The organism is Pseudomonas sp. LW8, from assembly GCF_041956865.1.
GTDB lineage: Bacteria > Pseudomonadota > Gammaproteobacteria > Pseudomonadales > Pseudomonadaceae > Aquipseudomonas > Aquipseudomonas siliginis.
Genome location: NZ_CP168138.1, coordinates 1,839,465 through 1,856,636, shown reverse-complemented (window position 1 = coordinate 1,856,636; position 17,172 = coordinate 1,839,465). Strand labels below are relative to the sequence as shown.

The 17,172-nt window shown below is 61.5% G+C and carries 11 protein-coding genes and 1 other RNA gene; 1 reads left to right on the top strand and 11 read right to left on the bottom strand.

Annotated features, from left to right (window positions below):
- Positions 1–14 precede the first annotated feature (14 nt).
- The 3 genes from AB9L16_RS08405 to dnaX form a co-directional block, all read right to left on the bottom strand.
- The gene (locus AB9L16_RS08405; protein ID WP_095180857.1) at positions 15–1,049 is read right to left on the bottom strand and encodes an NADP-dependent oxidoreductase; all 1,035 of its coding nucleotides are present in this window, start codon (positions 1,047–1,049) and stop codon (positions 15–17) included.
- A gap of 260 nt (positions 1,050–1,309) precedes the next feature.
- Complete coding sequence (locus tag AB9L16_RS08400; RefSeq protein WP_003223337.1) at positions 1,310–1,648, bottom strand: YbaB/EbfC family nucleoid-associated protein; 339 nt, start codon at positions 1,646–1,648, stop codon at positions 1,310–1,312.
- Positions 1,649–1,714: 66 nt separating this feature from the next.
- Entirely contained in the window at positions 1,715–3,805 is a 2,091-nt protein-coding gene (gene dnaX, locus AB9L16_RS08395) for a DNA polymerase III subunit gamma/tau (protein WP_375123354.1), read from the bottom strand.
- A gap of 145 nt (positions 3,806–3,950) precedes the next feature.
- Here dnaX and AB9L16_RS08390 point away from each other — a divergent pair, with 145 nt between their 5' ends.
- The gene (locus AB9L16_RS08390; RefSeq protein ID WP_375123353.1) at positions 3,951–4,700 is read left to right on the top strand and encodes a substrate-binding periplasmic protein; all 750 of its coding nucleotides are present in this window, start codon (positions 3,951–3,953) and stop codon (positions 4,698–4,700) included.
- Positions 4,701–4,720: 20 nt separating this feature from the next.
- Here AB9L16_RS08390 and AB9L16_RS08385 read toward each other — a convergent pair whose 3' ends face one another.
- From AB9L16_RS08385 to AB9L16_RS08350, 8 genes are all read right to left on the bottom strand, one after another.
- Positions 4,721–6,688, bottom strand: coding sequence for a hypothetical protein (locus tag AB9L16_RS08385; protein WP_375123352.1), 1,968 nt, complete (start codon positions 6,686–6,688; stop codon positions 4,721–4,723).
- A gap of 36 nt (positions 6,689–6,724) precedes the next feature.
- Complete coding sequence (locus AB9L16_RS08380) at positions 6,725–7,225, bottom strand: hypothetical protein (RefSeq protein ID WP_315435804.1); 501 nt, start codon at positions 7,223–7,225, stop codon at positions 6,725–6,727.
- A 205-nt stretch (positions 7,226–7,430) separates the two neighbouring features.
- Positions 7,431–7,527, bottom strand: an RNA gene (ffs, locus tag AB9L16_RS08375) — signal recognition particle sRNA small type.
- A gap of 146 nt (positions 7,528–7,673) precedes the next feature.
- The gene (locus AB9L16_RS08370) at positions 7,674–8,837 is read right to left on the bottom strand and encodes a putative zinc-binding metallopeptidase (RefSeq protein WP_375123351.1); all 1,164 of its coding nucleotides are present in this window, start codon (positions 8,835–8,837) and stop codon (positions 7,674–7,676) included.
- Positions 8,838–9,112: 275 nt separating this feature from the next.
- The gene (gene ligA / locus AB9L16_RS08365; protein ID WP_375123350.1) at positions 9,113–11,470 is read right to left on the bottom strand and encodes an NAD-dependent DNA ligase LigA; all 2,358 of its coding nucleotides are present in this window, start codon (positions 11,468–11,470) and stop codon (positions 9,113–9,115) included.
- A 162-nt stretch (positions 11,471–11,632) separates the two neighbouring features.
- Entirely contained in the window at positions 11,633–12,496 is an 864-nt protein-coding gene (gene zipA, locus AB9L16_RS08360) for a cell division protein ZipA (protein WP_305382552.1), read from the bottom strand.
- A gap of 259 nt (positions 12,497–12,755) precedes the next feature.
- A complete protein-coding gene (gene smc, locus AB9L16_RS08355; protein ID WP_375123349.1) occupies positions 12,756–16,244 on the bottom strand; it encodes a chromosome segregation protein SMC in 3,489 nt (1,162 codons plus the stop codon).
- 2 nt (positions 16,245–16,246) lie between these two features.
- Positions 16,247–16,906 carry a GntR family transcriptional regulator gene (locus AB9L16_RS08350; protein WP_039763015.1) on the bottom strand — a complete coding sequence of 220 codons (660 nt, stop codon included), beginning with the start codon at positions 16,904–16,906 and terminating at the stop codon, positions 16,247–16,249.
- Positions 16,907–17,172: the final 266 nt, after the last annotated feature.

Genomic DNA, 17,172 nt, shown 5'->3' with positions numbered 1-17,172 from the left:
CCAGCGTCAAATCCTCAGTCCTGGGCGACCCGGACCACCAGTTTGCCGAAGTTGCGCCCTTCCAGCAGACCGATGAACGCCTCGGGTGCCTGCTCCAGGCCTTCGACCACGTCCTCGCGGAACTTCACCTTGCCGTCGCGTACCCACGGCACCATGTGGCTGATGAATTCCGGCTGACGATCACCGTAATCGTCGAAGACGATGAAGCCCTGAATCCGCACACGCTTGGTGAGCAAAGTGCGTTGCAGCATCGGCAGACGATCCGGGCCGGTCGGCGCCTCGGCGGCGTTGTAGCCGGCGATCAGGCCGCACAACGGGATGCGCGCCTTGGGGTTGAGCAACGGCACGACGGCATCGAAGACATGGCCGCCGACGTTCTCATAATAAATGTCGATGCCGTTGGGGCAGGCCTTGGCCAGTTGCTCGGCAAAGTCATCGGCCTTGTGGTCGATGCAGGCATCAAAACCCAGCTCCTCGACCACGTATTTGCACTTCTCGGCACCACCAGCCACGCCGACCGCGCGCAGGCCTTTGATCTTCGCCACTTGCCCGACCACCGAGCCGACGGCACCGGACGCTGCAGCCACTACCAGGGTTTCGCCCTCTTTCGGCTGGCCGATGTCCATCAGGCCCATGTACGCGGTCATGCCCGGCATGCCCAGTACGCCGAGGGCCATCGACGGGCTCGGCAGGCCGGCCGGGATCGGCATGATGTTGCGACCGTCGCTGATGCTGTGGCTCTGCCAACCGGTGGCGCCAACCACCAGATCACCTACGTGGAATTTCGGATGATTGGACTGCTCGACCCGGCTGACCGCACCACCGGTCATGACTTCGCCGATTTGCACTGGCGCAGCGTAGGACGGAGCGTCGCTCATGCGCCCGCGCATGTAAGGGTCGAGCGACAGGTACAGGGTTTTCAGCAATACCTGACCGTCCTGCAGGTCCGGCAGCGCCTCGCGCTCCAGACGGAAATTCTCCGGGGTCGGCGCGCCGCTCGGGCGCGAGGCGAGGACGAAGCGTTGATTGAGGGTGAGAGGGTCGGACATGTCAGCGTCTCCTGTGAATGGGGAATTCGGTGTATAGGGAGCAGACCTTGGTAGCGGTGGTGTGTTCGATGTTTCTTCAGTTGTGCCGAGGTGACTTCATTCGCGAGCAGGCTCGCTCCCACACTTGGAAATGCAATCCCTGTGGGAGCGAGCCTGCTCGCGAAAGCGTCAGTCTGCGGCACATGCCCATCAGGCAGAAACAAAAATGCCAGGCACAATGCCTGGCATTTTGTGTAGCTCATCTGCCGCGCAATGGCGAATCAGAACGGCAGCTTCATACCCGCCGGCAGGTTCATGCCGGCGGTCATGCTGCCCATTTTTTCCTGGCTGTTGGCTTCGATCTTGCGCACGGCGTCGTTGACGGCGGCGGCGACCACGGCTTCCAGCATCTCTTTGTCGTCTTCGCTCAGGCCTTCGACCAGGCTTGGGTCGATGCTCACGCTTTTAACGTCGTGACGACCGGTCATCACCACGGTGACCATGTCGCCGCCGGCCTTGCCGGTGACTTCGGCGTTGGCCAGTTCTTCCTGCATCTTGGCCATTTTTTCCTGCATCTGCTGCGCCTGCTTCATCAGGCCGGCCATGCCACCTTTCATCATGGGAATCACCTCAAACGTACTTGGATAAAACAGCGCCCGGCCATCTTGGCCGAGCACCTTCAGTTATTAGCCTTGGGTGACCAAGGCGTCGACAGGTTCAATAGTATCGCTTCGCACCACCGCGCCGAACTGCTGAACCATCTGCTGGATGAACGGATCACCGTGGATCGATTCCTCCGCCTCACGCTGGCGATTGGCGCGGCGGCGCGAGGCGGCCTGGGCCGGGGTTTCCTGCTCGGGCTTGATCAGCTCGATGGTCAGGGTCAGCGTGCGCCCGTGGAACTGGTTCAACGCGTCGTTGAGACGACGCTGTTGCGTGGCGTTGAACAGGGCGCTGTGAGCCGGATCGAGGTGCATCAGCCAGTGATCGCCATCGACCGCAATCAATGTGCAGTTGGCGGCGATGCTGCCGGTCATGCCGGAAATCGGCAGCTTCGGGAACAGCTCCAGCCATTGCAGGGCCAGGCCGGTGGCCGGCGCGGCGGCAGGTTCCGGCTCGGGCTCAGGCTCCGGATCGGCGGCGTGTTCGCTGGCCAGTTCGTCGAGGTAGCTGTAGGCCGAATCCATGTCCGGCTCGATGTAGTCTTCATCCAGCGGCGGTTCGTCGTCCATGTCCATGCCCGGCGTAGCGGCATCGACGTCGGCGACGGACGGCTCGGGAATTGGCGCAGCGGCCCACTCCGGCGCATCCGGGACCACGCTGTCCGGGGTCGGCAGCGGCATCGGCGGCAGTTCAGGCTGCTCGCCGGCGGTTTCCAGCACCGGTTCGACGGCGGGTTGCTGAACTGGCGCCGGCTCGGCCTCGGCTTCCACCGGGTCGTTCCATGGCAGATCGACCACGGTTTCGACGGCGACTGGCTCAGGCTCCGGGTGCGCTTCGACAACCGGCACATCCGGTTCTGGCTCGGCAGCCGGCGCTGCTACTGGTGCGGGCGCGGGCGCGGGTGCTGGCGCAGCAGCCGCAGCGACCACCGGCGCAGGCTTCGGCGCGGCAGCCACTGAGTTTGCGGAATCAACTGTGGCCTGGCTGATCCCCACTGGCTTTAGCGGTTGCCTCGGCGCGTCCGCCGTATCCGCCGGTCGGAACGCGAGCATCCGCAGCAAGACCATCTCGAAACCGCCACGCGGGTCCGGCGCCAGCGGCAAATCGCGACGACCGATCAGGCCCATCTGGTAATAGAACTGCACGTCTTCGGCCGGCAACGCCTGGGCCAGGGCCAATACGCGATCACGGTCGCCGTGGCCATTGTCGACGCCTTCCGGCAACGCCTGAGCGATGGCCACGCGGTGCAGCACGTTGAGAATTTCCGAGAGCACGCCGTTCCAGTCCGGACCTTGCTCGGCCAGATGCCGCACGGCTTCGAGCAGCGCCTTGGCATCGCCCTCGATCAGCGAATGCAGCACGTCATAGACCTGACCGTGATCCAGCGTGCCGAGCATGGCCCGCACGTCGGTCGCGAGGACCTTGCCTTCACCGAACGCGATGGCCTGATCGGTCAGGCTCATGGCGTCGCGCATCGAGCCGTCAGCAGCGCGACCGAGCAGCCACAGTGCATCGTCTTCGAACGGTACGTTCTCCGCCGTGAGCACGTGGGTCAAATGCTCGACCACACGCTCGGGCGTCATGTTCTTCAGGGAGAACTGCAGGCAGCGCGAAAGAATCGTTGCCGGAAGTTTCTGCGGATCGGTGGTCGCCAGGATGAACTTGACGTAGGGCGGCGGCTCTTCGAGGGTTTTCAACAGCGCATTGAAGGAATGGCTGGAAAGCATGTGCACTTCGTCGATCAGGTAGACCTTGAAGCGCCCACGGCTTGGCGCGTACTGCACGTTATCGAGCAGTTCGCGGGTATCTTCGACCTTGGTGCGGCTGGCGGCGTCGATCTCGATGAGGTCGACAAAACGGCCTTCATCGATCTCGCGGCATACCGAACACTCGCCGCAGGGGCTGGAGGTGATACCTGTCTCGCAGTTCAGGCACTTGGCAATAATCCGCGCGATGGTGGTCTTGCCGACCCCGCGCGTCCCGGTGAACAGGTAGGCGTGGTGCAGCCGTTGGCTGTCCAAGGCATTGATCAGAGCCTTGAGCACATGGGTCTGGCCGACCATTTCGCGGAACGAGCGCGGACGCCATTTACGTGCAAGAACCTGATAACTCATCGAAAACCGTCGCAGCGAAGGAAGCAGAAGCGGCTAATGCTAGCGGAGCAAGGGCAAAATTGCATCCGGTGTCCTCGTCTAATATGGCTAAGCTGCTTCAGCAGAGGCTTTTATCAGCTCGGGACGAGGAATTACCGGAGCGTCTATGCGGTGGGCGGTGGCGGCATTGCTGGGTATCAGCCTCAACGCGATGGCAGCGCAAGCGCCGTTGCGCTTCGCCGTGCCGGACAGTTGGGCGATGCCGATGGTGCAACTGCAAGGCGGCAGACCGACCCAGGGCATCCTGCACGACGCCCTGCTCAGCCTGGCGACCCAGGTTGGCGCGCCAGCGCAATTCGTCGTCCTGCCGCGCGCGCGGGTACAGAGCGCCATGGAGCACGGCGACATCGACGTGCGCTGCTATGCCGCACAGTCGTGGCTGCCGAATCAGTCCGGCGATTACATCTGGAGCGTGCCGTTGTGGTTTCAGCGCGACCTGCTGATCAGCCGCAAGGAACAACCGGCGCAGATCGATCCCGCCCGGCTGCCGCGCCAGGCCATCGGCACCGTCCTCGGTTACAGCTACCCTACCCTGCAACCGCTGTTCGACGCTGATCAGTTGCAACGCGAAGACGCGCGCAATCAGGAGCAGGTACTGGAAAAGCTGCTGGCCGGGCGATACCGCTATGCGGTGAGCAATCAGTGGACCCTGGACTGGATCAATCAACGCCTGCTGCCGGAGCAGCAGTTGCAGGGGGTCGCGGTGCTGCAGGAACAGAATATCGGCTGCTATGTGAGGAACGACCCGAACGTGCCGGTGCAGCGGATCCTGCGCACGCTGCTGCGCATGAAAATGTCCGGCGAGATCGACGACATTATCCGGTTGTACACCGGCGCCTCTTCAACCACACCCTAGCTCCCACAGGGTTGGCCGGGTCAATAACCGTGCGACTCGCGGAATTTCGGCTCGCGGCTGTGGTGATAATCGATCCACTCGACCACGTCGTAAGGCAGATAGAGCTGCTGCCGGGCACGGGACACGGCGATGTACACGGCACAGATGCGCTGATCGAACTCGTAGGCATCCTTGAATTTCTCGTTACTGAGCAACGTCCGGGTCAACAGCACGCGCTTGAACTCCATGCCGCCAGCCCGCTCGGCCATCATCAACAGGCAGGCTTTGCCTGGCTCGATGATCTTTTGGCTCAGGCGAGTCAGGTCGGCAATCATGAAGCCGTTTTGCAACTGCGCCTCGATCCACAAGAAAGCTTCATCGAACTGGTTGGCGGCGCGCACCTGCTGCCAATCAGCCATGTCGCTGAAATACGGGTGCGGTCCTTTCTCGCTGGACCCGGCGTTGTAGAAATCGCGGCGGAACAGCTCGATGGCGGTGGTCATGAAATGCTTGATGTCGTCCTGCGCTTCCCGGTCGGGAAAACTGAAGGCGCAACTGGAGTCGTGCAGATGGATGGCCCACATCATCGTGTCCCAGGGTGACGCGGTCAGCACCACGCAACCTTCGGGCGGCACGAAGGCTTGCGGGTAGTACTCGATATCGACGTCGGCGTGACGAGCGCCTTCGAACGGCACTTTGCTCTTGTGCGTGTGGCGCGAGATCAGCGGATTGACCAGGCGCTCGACATTGCGCCCCGAACGCACCGAATAGCAGATATCGCTCTGACGAACTTCACGCTTGCGCTTGGGCGCCTCGCCCGTGGCCTGCTGATACTCATCGCCGAGGGTGATCAGTACCTGCTGCCCGCGCTCGATGATTTGCAGCAGCGACGCCGGCACGTCCTGGCTTTCGTCGATGATCACATGGGTGTAGCGCGGCGGCACGCGGCAACCGGCCAGACTGGCGCGCTTGATCATGAGCAACGTCGGAAAACCGCTCTGGCTGGCCCACGACGGATTGGCCTCGAGATATACCCACAGGCGACTGGAATATTCCAGCAGCGCCTGTGAGTCTGCGCCGGTCAACGGCTGCTGAAAATGCGGCAGGTGCCTGGCGGATAGCGTGTGATCTCTTGAGGCGCAATACAGCTCCAGCACGCGCAGACAAACCTCCAGAGTGCCCTGCCCATCGTGGTGGCGAAAGCCGAACATATTCAGTTCCTGCGCCAGCGCCTGCCTGCTCGGGATCCGCGCTGGCGTCCTGGCCATGTGCGATCGGGGGCCAAGCAACTGGGCCTGGGCAAAATCGTAGAAGGTCTGGCCAATTTCCGTGTCGTGCACCTGCACGATGTGCTTGCGCAACGTCGCCAGTTTCGCCGGGGTGCGCGCCAGTACCAGGGTGCGTTTCGAGCGCAGGCATTCGATCAGCGCGCTGAGCATGTAACTCTTGCCGATGCCCGCATAACCCTGCACGTGCAGGTCTTCGTCGAGGTTGGCACGGAAGGTTCGCAGCAGCTTGTCCTGCGCCGCGCTTAACCAGTGCTCGCGCTCGCGTGGCGTGACCATTTGCTGGCTGAACGGATTGTTCTGTTGCTGATGGCGAATTTTGTAGTCCACATCCCACTGCCCGCCGGGCAACAGATATTCCTGTGCGGCGACTTCATCGGCCATGAGAAAGCGCAGGTTCAGGCCTTTGAGCGCATTGAGGCCGAAATACAATTTGCGCGAATCGAAAAGACGCCGCGCCTCTGCAAGCAGTCCCGCAGATCCGGAGCGCCGGGAGGTGACAGACCAGTCAATGAGTCTGGCGAGAATTTTCTCCGCTGCGCTGGCACTCAGGTCCTTTTCCGTGGCCTGGGCAAGGTTCTGGATGACCAGCACCGCCGCCAGTTCCGGGTCGCTCAGGTTGGCGAGTGTCGCGTCACCCTCGGGCTGCAACAGCGCCGTACACACATCATGGGTGATGGGCAGAAATACCGGGGTGGCCAAATCAAAATGTTCCGGGTGCATACAACCTCGCCGCCTGGGCCTTAATACAACACCAGATCAGTCCTGGTCATTCTCGTCGGGCATTTCATGGGACTGCGGCAAGTTTCCTTCACTGCCGGCCTCGGGGCTGATGCGCAGCTCGAAGGAGTAACCGCCGAGCGTGCCGGACATGCCGCGTCGTTCAGTGCCGCTGGCCACCGCCGCCGCATCGATCTGCGCCTGCACTTCGTAGAGCGCCATTTCGAGCAGTCTGCGCAGGTGTTCAGGGTTTTGCGCGGTGGCTTGCAGCTGCAGGTCGTACTTTGCGGTCAGCGAGTCTGATGCGTGCTCGACGATCGCCGATTGTGCCTCCACCGGGACCGACTGTTCAGGCTCTTCTGCCGCGTTGAAAACAGCAGATGCCGCCAGAATCGCAGCGTGTTCTTCATCCATCAGGTCGAGCACTCGCGACAGTTCCAGCGTGCGCGCGGGCTGATCCTGCATCTGTGCTTTGACTTCCAGACGACGCAACTGCCATTCGCGCAGCTTTTCCCGGGTCAGATCGTCAATTTCACCCACTTGCCTTACCTCTCGTTGCCAGGCGGGGGAGTATGCCACTGTTCGCTGTCGACAGCCGCACGGGCACCGGGACGCTGCGCTGCTGATCCGCGCGTTTCTGATGGCGGAGCAACGCCACTAGCCAAATCGCAGGCATAAAAAAACCGCAGTGGGCGAAACCCATGCAGTTCTCTCTGAAGCCTTGGCTGGTTCGTTAAGGTGGTGCCCCCACCAGCCACACCCCGGCACACAATGTTCCCGCTGTGGCTGCTTCCTTCCGGATCTGACCAGGTTCACGGGTAATCGTTGCGGGGGGACCGATGGGGTCACCATAACGACGCTTGCCTGTCGGCGAGCCGCGCCATTGTACCTGTCTGAGATGAAGTTACAACCGTTGGTTGCAGATAAAAAATACCAACAGGTTCAAGGACATGCGGTGACGCCAAAAGATCGCAGCCTGCGCCAGCTTCTACAGGGCCAGGACTTCGTCTGCGCGACCGCCCGCATCCTGGATCACCAGATGAATGAAGTGCAGCTTGGCGATCGCCGCTGCCGGCAGTACGAACGGATAGAAATCCGGCTGGCCCATGCTGCGCGACAGTTCGTTGAGCATGCCCGCCAGCTCGATCCACGCATTGACGAATGACAGGAAAGCGCCACCGCCGGGGTGCTCCGGGTCGTACAGGGTGCTGGTCGGAAACGGCTGATAGTCAAAGTCCATTTCCCGCGCGCTCATGCCGAAGCCCAGCGCAGTATCCACGGCGTCCATCATGTGCAGGTAGTGCGCCCAGGTTTCCGCCCAGTCTTCCCACGGGTGCATGGTCGCGTAGGCACTGACGTAGTGCTGCGGCCAGTCCAGCGGTGCGCCTTGCTGGTAATGCCGGTCCAGCGCCTCGGCGTAACTGGCGCGCTCGTCGCCGAACAGGTTACGGAACGCCTCCAGCCAAGGGCCGTTGGCGATGAGGCGATCCCAGTAGTAGTGGCCGACCTCATGGCGAAAATGCCCGAGCAGCGTGCGGTAAGGTTCGTGCATCGCCGCCCTGACCTGTTCACGGTGCGCGTCGTCGGCCTCTTTGATATCGAGGGTGATCAGGCCATTGGCGTGGCCGGTCATCGGCGCGTTGCCTTCCAGGTCGACGCCGATGAAGTCGAACGCCAGCCCAGTTTCTTCATCCGTGGTTTTCGGGATGACCGGCAAGCCGAGGGTGATCAGTTGCGCGACCAGTCGACGCTTGGCGATTTCGACCTTGCGCCAGCGTTCGGGATTTTCCGCGACGGACAGGTCGGGAATGGTGCGGTTGAGGCTGCAAGCGATGCACAAGGTGTCGTGATCGTTGGCCGGCAGCAGCCAGTTGCACGCGGCGGGCATGTCGAGGTTGGCGCAACGGCGGAACAGTCCGGCGTCGGGATCGGCGTCGAGCGCCCAGGTGCCCTCTTCCGGCCCCGGCTGCAGCGAGGTCAGGCGACTTTGTTCAGGTTGATAGCCGAGCAAGGCGTTACAGGCCAGGCACTGACTGTTGCGAAAGAACAGCGACTGGCCGCAACGGCACGGCCAGACTTTGCTGTTGCGCGAGGATCCGGCCACGAACGGCGCGATGATGCGGGAACTGAGCTGCTCGAAAAAACGGTGCATGGCGATCTCTCCCTGGGACTGGCCAAGACTAGATCATCCTGAAGACAACATCGTTCCCACCCATAACCGCGCAGCCGAGTGATAGCAGCATTGTGGTGAGGGGATTTATCCCCGCTCGACTGCGCAGCAGTCGCAAAAAACCGTACACGCGATACAAATGAAATGATCGGTCGCAGGGTTTTGGGGTCGCTGCGCAACCCAGCGGGGATAAATCCCCTCGCCACAGGTGTCCATCGGGACAGGAATAAATCCCCTCGCCACAGGGGTTCGTCCGGTCAGACAGGGACGCCGTGGGTTTTGAGGAAGGCGATAAACGCTTCCTCGTCCATGACCTTCACACCCAGCTCGTTGGCCTTGGTCAGTTTCGAGCCGGCACCCGGGCCTGCGACCACGCAATGGGTTTTCGCCGACACCGAACCGGCGACCTTGGCACCCAGGCTTTCGAGATGATCCTTGGCCACATCCCGGCTCATCAGTTCGACCTTGCCGGTCAGCACCCAGGTTTCCCCGGACAGCGGCAGACCTTCGACGACTTTCTTCTCGCTCTGCCAATGCATGCCGAAATCGCGCAACTGCTGCTCGGCCCGCTCGGCCAGTTGCCGATGCTCAGGCGAGGCGAAGAACTCGCGTACCGAGTTGGCCTGCTTCTCCGGCAATGCCTGGCGCATGTCCAGCCAGTCAGCGTTCATCACCGCTTCCAGCGAACCGAAGCGATCGGCGAGTTTCTGCGCACCACCGGGGCCGACGAAAGGAATGTGCAGTTTGTCGAGCAAGCCGCCCAACGTGGTACTGGCGGCGAATTCGGCGCCCAACTCGCCCTGATCCTGAATCTGCAAACCATGGCCGAGCAATTCGCTGATGACCTGCTGGTTGTGCGCATCCTCAAAGAAACTGTGAATCTCGTGCGCCACTTCCAGGCCGACATCCGGCAGGTAGGTCAGCACATGCGGCAAGGCCTGTTGCACGCGCTCCAGCGAACCCAGCGAGCGCGCCAGCACCTTCGCCGTCTCTTCGCCGACATCGGGAATGCCGAGGGCGTAGATGAAACGTGCCAGGCTCGGTTGCTTGCTGTCTTCGATGGCTTTGAGAAGCTTGTTGCTCGATACCTCGGCGAAGCCTTCCAGATCGACGATGTCGTCGAACTTCAGCGCATACAGATCGGCCGGCGAGCTGACCAGGCCTTCGTCGACCAGTTGTTCGACGCTCTTGTCGCCCAAGCCTTCGATGTCCATGGCCCGGCGCGAGACGAAGTGAATGATCGCCTGTTTCAGTTGCGCACCGCAGGCCAGTCGGCCGACGCAGCGATACACCGCGCCTTCGCTGAAGGTTTCCTTGCCCTTGCTGCGCTTGACCAGTTGCGTGCGTTCAACGTGGGAGCCGCACACCGGGCAACTTTCAGGAATGGCCACCGGGCGCGCGTCATCGGGGCGACGCTCGGTGATCACTTGCACCACTTGCGGAATCACATCGCCGGCGCGGCGAATGATCACCGTGTCGCCGATCATCAGGCCCAGCCGCGCGACTTCGTCCATGTTGTGCAACGTGGCGTTGGCCACGGTGACGCCGGCGACTTTCACCGGTTTCAGGCGCGCCACGGGAGTTACCGCACCGGTGCGGCCGACCTGGAATTCCACGTCGAGCAGCTCGGTGAGTTCTTCCATCGCCGGGAATTTGTGTGCGATCGCCCAGCGCGGCTCGCGGGCGCGGAAGCCCAGTTCACGCTGGTCGGCAATGCTGTTGACCTTGAACACCACGCCGTCGATTTCATAGGCCAGCGAGTCACGGCGCGCGCCGATGTCGCGGTAATACTCAAGACACTCGTCGATGCCCTTGGCCAGCTTCAGTTCGTGACTGATCGGCATGCCCCACTTCTGCAACTGCTTGAGGTTTCCGATGTGGGTGTCGGCAATATCGTGGGACACCTGGCCAATGCCGTAGCAACAGAATTCCAGCGGACGATTGGCGGTGATCTTCGAATCGAGCTGGCGCAGGCTGCCTGCTGCCGCGTTGCGCGGGTTGGCAAAGGTCTTGCCGCCGATTTCCAGCTGCGAAGCATTGAGGCGCTCGAAACCGGCCTTGGACATGAACACTTCACCGCGCACTTCCAGCGTCGCCGGCCAGCCTTCGCCATGCAGCTTCAGCGGAATATTGCGCACAGTGCGCACGTTGACGCTGATGTCTTCGCCGGTGGTGCCATCGCCACGGGTGGCGCCGCGCACCAGCAGACCATCCTGATACAGCAGGCTGACCGCCAGGCCATCAAGCTTCGGCTCGCAGCTGTATTCCACCGCCGCGCCGCCACCAAACAGATCGCCGGCCGGCACGTCGAGGCCTTCGTTGACGCGGCGATCGAACTCGCGCATGTCGGATTCTTCGAAGGCGTTGCCGAGGCTGAGCATCGGGATTTCGTGACGCACCTGAGTGAACGCAGTCAACGCCATGCTACCGACGCGCTGGGTCGGCGAATCGCTGGTGATCAGTTCCGGGTTGGCCGCTTCCAGTGCCTTGAGCTCGTGAAACAAGCGGTCGTATTCGGCATCGGGAATGCTCGGCTCGTCGAGAACGTGATAGCGATAGTTGTGCTGATCCAGCTCAGCGCGCAGCTCTAGAATGCGGGTTTTGGCGGCGGTCATGGGTGTTCTCTCATAAAGCAAAAGAGCAGCCGAGGCTGCTCCAGTTTTATTCCATTATCGGCGGCGGGGCCAGAAGATCGCAGCCTCGTTGCACTCGTCAGCTCCTACAGTATCGCGATCCTCTGTAGGAGCTGCCGAAGGCTGCGATCTTTTGATCTGGCCTTAGCGCTTCTGGGTCAATGCGCGGCGTTCGAATTCGACGATGCGCTGACGGTAATGCTCAATCGTCTGCGCGGTCAGTACGCTGCGCTGATCGTCTTTCAATTCGCCGTTCAATTCCTGGGACAGCTTGCGGGCTGCCGCGACCATCACGTCGAAGGCCTGCTTCGGATGACGCGGGCCTGGCAGACCGAGGAAGAAGCTCACCGCCGGGGTGCTGAAGTGGTCAATGTCGTCCAGATCGAAGATACCCGGCTTGACCGCGTTGGCCATGGAGAACAGCACTTCGCCGTTGCCGGCCATGCTTTCGTGGCGGTGAAAAATGTCCATCTCGCCGAAACGCAGGCCGCTTTCGAGAATGTTCTGCAACAGCGCCGGGCCTTTGAAGCCGGCCGGGTCGCGGCAGATCACGCTGATCACCAGGACTTCTTCGGCTTGCGGCTGATCTTTTTCCGCCACGGCCGCTGCAGGCTTACTGTCTTCGGCGAAATCGTCGTCACGGCTGCTGAAGCTCGGGCCGCCGTCCAGATCGAGGTCGAGGTTCAAGTCGCCCTGCGCCGGGCCGTTGCTGCCGCGCTTGGCACGTTTCGAACCGGATTCACGCGGCTCGCGGGCTTCGCGGTTGGGCATGCTCACCGACGGCAGATCGTGCTCGTCCAGTTGCGGCTCTTTGTGCGTATCCAGGACGCGGGCCGGGCCCAACAGCTCGGCGCTGGTGTCCTCGTCCGGCAGATTGGACAGGCTCCGGTCGAGACGGAATTTCAGCTTTCCCTTGCCGCCGCGCATACGGCGCCAGCCATCGAAAAGAATACCGGCTATCACAATGATGCCGATGACGATCAGCCACTCGCGCAGACCGATTTCCATGTAATCCCGTGCCTCTATAAAAAATGCTGAAAAATAAGGGGTTTACACTGCGTAAACCGCTTTAAAACGTGGCGCCAACTCTATGTTCTGACAGGCGTTTTGCCCACGTATACGAAAAATTGACATTAAACTAGCACGACCAAAGACAACTTTACACCGTCTGTCTCATTTGGCTTGCGCGAATATGTCGATTGGCCATCCAGCCGATGTCAGTAAAAAGTCCTACAGACCTCCAAAACTATTCCGACATCACACCGACTCAGGCATCCACCATCGCCATCGCCTCCTCGACATCCACCGCCACCAGTCGCGAGCAGCCCGGCTCATGCATCGTCACGCCCATCAACTGTTCGGCCATTTCCATGGCGATCTTGTTGTGGGTGATGTAGATGAACTGCACGGTCTGCGACATCTCTTTGACCAGGCGTGCGTAGCGTCCAACGTTAGCGTCATCCAGTGGCGCGTCAACCTCATCGAGCATGCAGAACGGCGCCGGGTTCAACTTGAAGATGGCAAAAACCAGGGCCAGTGCAGTCAGGGCCTTTTCGCCGCCGGAGAGCAAATGGATGGTGCTGTTCTTCTTCCCGGGCGGCTGCGCCATGATCGTCACCCCTGTATCGAGTAGATCTTCGCCCGTCAGTTCCAAATACGCGCGCCCGCCACCGAAAACTTTCGGGAAAAGTGCCTGCAAACCGCCGTTGATCTGATCAAAGGTATCTTTGAAACGGTTGCGGGTTTCCTTGTCGATCTTGCGGATGACGTTTTCCAGGGTCTCCAGCGCCTCGACCAGATCGGCGTCCTGCGCATCCAGATAACGTTTACGCTCCGATTGTTGCGTGTATTCATCGATGGCCGCGAGGTTGATCGCACCCAGGCGCTGAATCCGCGCGTTGATGCGTTCGAGTTCTTCTTCGGCCTCGCGTTCACTGGCTTGCGCCGTCAATGTGGCGAGCACACCGTTGAGATCGTAGCCATCTTCGAGCAGTTGATCCTGCAAAGCCTTGCGCCGTACGGTCAGCGCCTGCCATTCCATGCGCTGTTGTTCGAGCTGGCCGCGAATCAACTGCGATTGCTGCTCGGCCTGGGTGCGGCGTTTTTCCGCGTCGCGCAATTCACGATCGGCGTCTTCCAGGGCGATCTGCGCAGTCTTGAGTTCTTCATCGACGGTCATGCGCTTGTCGAGCAACTCTTCGAGCTTGAGGCGCAACTCTTCCAGCGGTGCCTCGCCCTCCTCCAGATTCAGACTCAACTGTTCGCGCTTTTCAGTCAGGCGTTCGGCCTGCATTTCCAGACGCTCCAGCGCCTGCCGGGTGGAATCGTGCTGGGCACGCAGCGAGCCGAGACGCACGGCCAATTGATGGGCGTGATCCTTGTGCTGCCGGGCTTCCTGACGCACGCGATCAAGGCGCTCGCGCAGGCTGTCGCGCTGGGCCAGCAGCAACTCGCGCTGCTCGGTGTCGAGCGCCATGGCGTCCAGCGCTTCCTGCAATTGCATGCGCGCTTCGCCGACCTGTTCGTGCTCAAGCTCGCGCTGTTCGGCGAGTTCGACCAGTTCTTCATCGAGACGGGTGCGGCGCAATGTCAGCTGTTCGGCTTTGGCCTTACCGGCGGACAACTGCGCTTTCAGTTCGCCTTGCTGGCGCGCTTCGTCCTGCAGCAAGCGGCGCAGATGTTCGCGGCCGTTTTCCTGCTGGCGCTGTTGCGCGCGCAAGGTTTGCAGGCGGGTTTCCATGGCCTCGACGGTGGCTTCGCGCTCTTCGCGTTCAAGCTGCAAGTCTTCGATTTCCTGGCCACGGGCGAGCATGCCGCTTTCCGCTTCGCTGGCGCGACGTACGCGTAAAAAGTGTCGACCCACCCAATAGCCATCGCGGCTGATCAGGCTCTGCCCGGCGCTCAACTGACCGCGCAAGGCCAGTGCCTGTTCAAGGCTGTCGACTGGTTTGACCTGACCAAGCCACGGCGACAGATCGATCTGCGCCTCGACTTTATCCAACAGGCTGCCCGCCACTCGCACGCCATCGCTGGCCGGGCTGAGCAGACGCAAGTCGCCTTGGGTGAAACCGGACAAATCAAAACCGCTGAAGTCGTCGACCAACACCGCTTGCAGATCGGCGCCAAGCACGGTTTCCACCGCCAGCTCCCAACCCGCCTCGACCTTCAGGCCCTCGGCCAGACGCGGACGCTCGGCGAGGTTGTGTTCCTTCAACCATTCAGCAGTGCCAGTGCCGGGATCGAGCGCGGCCTGCTGCAAGGCTTCCAGCGATGCCAAACGCCCGTTGAGCCGCTGCAGATCGCCCTGCGCCTGCTGCTGGGCGGTCAACGCCTGCTGCAATTCCTGACGCAGTTGTTCGAGCTTTTCGACCTGCGCTTCTTCGCTGGTCTGCAAATCTTCGAGAGTCGCTTCGGACTCGGCGAGCTGCTCATTGAGCGCCATGATCGCCGCGTCTTCCGGGTCGGCGGACAGCAACCCGCGCTCTTCAGCGAGGCGCTTCTGTCGGTCAGCCAGACGCTCCATGCTGCTTTCCAGCTGCTGGATCCGCGATTGCTGGACTTCAGCCTGACGGCGCGGTTCGGCAGCGGTCAGGTTGAAAGCGTCCCACTGCTCCTGCCAGCCGTGCATAGTGGTTTCGGCTTCTTCGAGGGCCGCAGCGGCTTCCTCGGCGGCGGCGCTGGTGACTTCCTGCTCGGGGGTGAGCATGTCCAGTTCTTCGCCGAGGGTCAGCAGCAACGTGCGGTCGTGGCCCAGGTGCGATTCGGTTTCCAGACGCGCGCGCTCGGCTTCTTTCAGATCGTCCTGCAACTGACGCAAACGCTGCTGGCCGTGCTGGATGCTCTGCTCGACCCGGGCGATGTCGCCGCCGACCGAATAGAAGCGGCCCTGCACCAGATTGAAGCGTTCGGACAGGTCGTGGTGACCGTCACGCAGGCGTTCGATGGCGGCGTCAGCGTTACGCTGTTCAGCGACCAGCGCTTCGAAGCTGACTTCCTGGTTGCCGATGATCGACTCGCGCTGGCCGACCTGCTCGTTGAGGTCCTGCCAGCGCAGCGCCGACAGTTGCGCCTTGAGCTGACGCTCTTCGGCCTTGAGTTCCTGATACTTTTTCGCCGCCTCGGCCTGACGGTGCAGACGTTCGAGCTGGCGCTCCAGCTCGTCGCGCAGGTCGGTCAGACGGGCGAGGTTCTCGTGGGTACGGCGGATGCGGTTTTCAGTCTCACGGCGACGCTCCTTGTACTTGGAGATGCCCGCCGCTTCTTCGATGAAATTGCGCAGGTCTTCCGGCTTGGATTCGATCAGCTTGGAGATCATCCCCTGTTCGATGATCGAGTAGCTGCGCGGACCGAGGCCGGTGCCGAGGAAAATATCGGTGATGTCGCGCCGACGGCATTTGGTGCCGTTGAGGTAATAGGTGGTCTGGCTGTCGCGGGTGACTTTGCGGCGGATGGAAATTTCCGCGTAGGCGGCGTATTCGCCGAGCAGCGTGCCGTCGGAGTTGTCGAACACCAGCTCGATGCTGGCCTGGCTCACCGGTTTGCGGCTGGTCGAGCCGTTGAAGATGACATCGGTCATCGACTCGCCACGGAGGTTCTTCGCCGAACTTTCGCCCATCACCCAGCGCACGGCGTCGATGATGTTCGACTTGCCGCAACCGTTCGGCCCGACGACCGCCGCCATGTTACTGGGGAAGTTCACCGTGGTCGGGTCGACGAAGGATTTGAACCCCGCCAGTTTGATGCACTTCAGCCGCACGCTCAGGCAACCGTCAGCGCAGACACCACTAGATCGCAGCTGCGCTGGGCATACGCCGTGAGCACGATGCGGATCTGCGGCAAATCACGGGCGAGTACGGCAGCGAGCAAGCGTTCGAACAGTTCGAGGAATTCGCTCATTTCCGCCTTGCGCTGTTCGAGGGCGAGGAAATACGCACGGCTCATCGCCGGCTGGAGGTTCTCGACGGTTTCTTGCAGGTACGGATTGTTGGCAAACGGATAGGCGGCGCGCATCACCGCGAAGCTGTCATCGACGAAGCTGCGGATATCGCCGCGTTCGTAATTGGCGGTCAGGCGCTGCTGGATCTGCACGAACGGCGCCATGTCCGACTGCACTTGCCAGCCGTTGGCCACGGAATTGCCGAGCAGGATGTACAGCTCGCTCATCAGCGTGCACAGGCTCTGCACCTTGTGCGGCGTCAGCTCGGTAACGTGGGCGCCACGACGCGGCAGGATCGCGATCAGGTGACGGCGCTCGAGGATCAGCAAGGCTTCGCGGACCGAACCGCGGCTGACGTTGAGCGCCAGCGTGACCTTCTGTTCCTGGATGCGCTCTCCCGGCTTCATTTCGCCACGAATGATGCGTTCGGCGAGGTGGTGAGCGATTTGCTCGGCGAGGCTGTCCGGCGCCTTGAACGTCATGGTTGTCCTTCAAACTCTATCGATCTGCACAAGCGGCGCAGTGTAGCGCAAATGCACGGTCATGGCGGAGTGCCCACTCAGCGGTTTTTGGCACGAATCCCGCAAAAAAGCGCGGTGACCGATGAAGGTCAATACTGAATAGACACGCTGCTGATCGACGAAACGTATTTTCCTGACCCTTAAGTCAGAAAACCATTGACCGAAAAGTCAGACCTGCTAAATTCGGTTCACGTCGGTTAACAACAATAATGAGTCTGCGAGGCCTT